The sequence below is a fragment of the Intrasporangium sp. genome (assembly GCF_036566125.1).
In the GTDB taxonomy this organism is placed as follows: domain Bacteria; phylum Actinomycetota; class Actinomycetes; order Actinomycetales; family Dermatophilaceae; genus Intrasporangium.
Genome location: NZ_DATCWX010000250.1, coordinates 1 through 2,875 on the forward strand (window position 1 = coordinate 1; position 2,875 = coordinate 2,875).

Sequence of the window (2,875 nt, forward strand, 5' to 3'; positions counted from 1 at the left end):
GACGAGCAGGGCCGCTTCGACCTCGAGCGGCTCGTCGACCTCGTCCAGTCAGCGCCGGTGAAGGCCATCGAGGTGAAGCTGAGCCAAGGTGCCAAGCCGGGCCTCGGTGGGCTGCTGCCCGGTGCCAAGATCACGCCGGAGATCTCGCGCATCCGCGGCATCCCGATGGACGTCGACTGCGTGAGCCCTTCCCGCCACGCCGAGTTCAGCGACGTGGACTCGATGCTCGACTGGATCGAGAAGATCGCGGACGCCACGGGCCTGCCGGTCGGGATCAAGTCCGCGGTCGGGCATCGCGACTTCTGGGAGGAGCTGATCCGGCAGATGAGCGGCGGCTCCCGAGGCGTCGACTTCATCACCATCGACGGCGGAGAGGGAGGCACGGGGGCAGCACCGATGGTCTTCAGCGACACGGTGTCCCTGCCGTTCCGGGCCGGGTTCAGCCGGGTCTACCCGCTCTTCGCCGAGGCGGGCCTGTCCGACCGGGTCACCTTCATCGGGGCGGGCAAGCTCGGACTGCCGGACAACGCCGTCGTCGCCTTCGCGCTCGGAGCGGACATGGTCAACGTGGCTCGTGAGGCCATGCTCGCGATCGGCTGCATCCAGGCCCAGAAGTGCCACACGGACACCTGCCCGACTGGCGTGGCGACGCAGAAGCCGTGGCTGGTCCGGGGCCTCGACCCGACGCTGAAGTCGGTCCGTGTCGCCAACTACATCAAGTCGTGGCGCAAGGACATGCTGCGAATCACGGAGGCCGCCGGCGTCCCTCATCCGGGCCTGCTCAGCATGGAGGACGTCGAGATGATGTTCGGCCAGATGGACGTGCGACCGATGGCCGAGGTCTTTGGCTACCAACCGGGTTGGGGACTGCCCTCCCGAGCCGACCAGGAGGAGCTGGCACGGCTCATGGCAGGCACGGTTCCGCAGGGTGGCTCGGCACCTCCGTCCGAGCACGCCGAGGGCTGAGGGGGTCCGAGGGGTCTGAGCGGTCGAGCGGGCTGATCAGCGGAAGCGCGCCGCGAACCGGCCGGGCGTCAGCCCGGTTGCCTCCCGGAAGTCGCGGGTGAAGTGCGCCTGGTCGGCGTAGCCCAGCTCGACCGCGATGCCGGAGAGATCGGCATCGGCATCGCGGAGCCGGTCCGCGGCCTCCTGCAGACGTCGACGGCGGATCAGCCACTTCGGCGTGATGCCGACCCGCTTGCGCAGGACGCGCTGGAGGGTCCGCTCGGCAACGTCGAACCGCTCGCACAGGTCGTCCACGCGCAGCAGCTCCGGTGTCGTCTCGACGGCCTCGACGACGGCGTTGACGAAGGCGCCCTCCTCGTCGATCGGCAGGTGGGTGGCCAGGTGGTCCTCCACGAGGCTTCGGGCCTCCGCCCGCCTGTCCTCGTCGCGTGGGGCGCCGCGCATGATCTCGCGGATCCGATCACCCAGTCGTATGCCGCTGAGCCCGGTCACGCTCTCGACGTCGACGAAGCGGTTGGTCAGGTCGCGGACCGGGTGCCCGCTGAGCAGGTGCCCCGCGGCCGGCTGCAGCATGAGGCCGACCGCCCAACCGCGGCCGACCAGGGTGGTCGATGACAGACCGGAGACGACCCCGTAGAACCGGGCGTACTCCTCGGACACGATGAGGAGGCAGACGGGGTACTGCAGCACGCGCTGTGGTGACTCCCGGCCGGCGGGGACGTCCCAGACGGGGATCCAGAACCGTCGCGCGATCGGCTCGAGGCCAGCGGAGACGGGATAGCGGTCGATGGTGAAGTGCAGGTCGGCCGGGTCGAGCAGATGGGCCGGCTCGGTGTCCGGATCGGGTCTGCCGGGCATGTGTCGGAAAGTATCAAGACCCACCGACGACAGTCTCCGTACGGTCGAGCGCATGACCACCACATCGAACAGCACAGCCTCGAAGAACCTCGTTCTGGACCGCTACCTCGAGCTCGCCGACAGGTTCGGCTCCGTCGTCGACACCCTGCCCAACGATGCCTGGGACGCGCCATCCGCGTGCGAGGACTGGACCGGACGGGACGTGCTGGCCCACGTCGTTGGGACGCAGCGCGGGTTCCTTCGCTCGCGGGGCATCGAGCTCGACGCCGATCCGGCACTCGACGACGACCCGGTCGCAGGCTGGCACGCCCACGAGGCGGAGATGCGGCGGCTGCTGGCCGACGAGGCGGTGACGTCGAGGGAGTACGACGGCGTCTTCGGCCGGACGACGGTCGGGGCGACCATCGTGAGCTTCTACGGCTTCGACCTGCTCGTGCACCGCTGGGACCTCGGCCAGGCCGCGGACCGGGACGAGAGGTTCACTGACGAGGAGCTCGACCTCATCGAGACGGCGCTGCCGGCCTTCGGTGAGCACCTCTACGACGACGGAGTCTGCAAGCCGGCCGTCCCCGTCGCGCAGGACGCCGACCGCCAGGCAAGCGTGCTCGCGCGTCTCGGGCGCTCGCGCCGAGGCTGAGCGCGGGCTCCCGGGAGCGGGCGTCAGACATACTGGGTCGATGGACAGCCTCACCATTGAGCAGATCCTCGATGCCGGCCTCACCGACTGGCGCAAGCTGGCCCAGGCCCTCCACGCCCGCTTCCTCACCGGTGACTTCGCGACCGGGCTGCGGTTCGTCATGGCGGTCTCCGAGGCGGCGGAGGCGGCGAACCACCACCCCGACGTCACGCTCACCTACCCGCACGTCGACCTCAAGCTGATCAGCCACGACGCGGGCGCCCTGACCCAGCGCGACATCGACCTCGCCCGTAGGATCAGCGAGATCGCGCAGGACCAGGGCGTCGCCGCGGATCCGCACGCCGTGGCGGAGATCGAGCTGGCCCTCGACACGGCGGATCTCGCTGCGGTGGGCCCCTTCTGGGCCGCGCTCCT

4 protein-coding genes are annotated in these 2,875 nt (G+C 69.9%); 3 read left to right on the forward strand and 1 reads right to left on the reverse strand.

Features of this window, described 5'->3' with window-relative positions:
* Positions 1-966, forward strand: a 966-nt coding sequence (locus tag VIR15_RS15220; RefSeq protein WP_331929208.1) for an FMN-binding glutamate synthase family protein, incomplete at its 5' end; no start/stop codon positions are given.
* 36 nt (positions 967-1,002) lie between these two features.
* On the opposite strand, the gene VIR15_RS15225 is transcribed toward VIR15_RS15220, so the two are convergent.
* A complete protein-coding gene (locus tag VIR15_RS15225) occupies positions 1,003-1,824 on the reverse strand; it encodes a helix-turn-helix domain-containing protein (RefSeq protein WP_331929211.1) in 822 nt (273 codons plus the stop codon).
* Positions 1,825-1,876: 52 nt separating this feature from the next.
* Here VIR15_RS15225 and VIR15_RS15230 point away from each other — a divergent pair, with 52 nt between their 5' ends.
* Both VIR15_RS15230 and VIR15_RS15235 read left to right on the forward strand, forming a co-directional pair.
* Positions 1,877-2,461 (forward strand): TIGR03086 family metal-binding protein, encoded by a 585-nt coding sequence (locus VIR15_RS15230; RefSeq protein WP_331929213.1) that lies wholly within the window; start codon positions 1,877-1,879, stop codon positions 2,459-2,461.
* Positions 2,462-2,501: 40 nt separating this feature from the next.
* On the forward strand, positions 2,502-2,875 hold a 374-nt coding region (locus VIR15_RS15235), incomplete at its 3' end, for a 4a-hydroxytetrahydrobiopterin dehydratase (protein ID WP_331929216.1).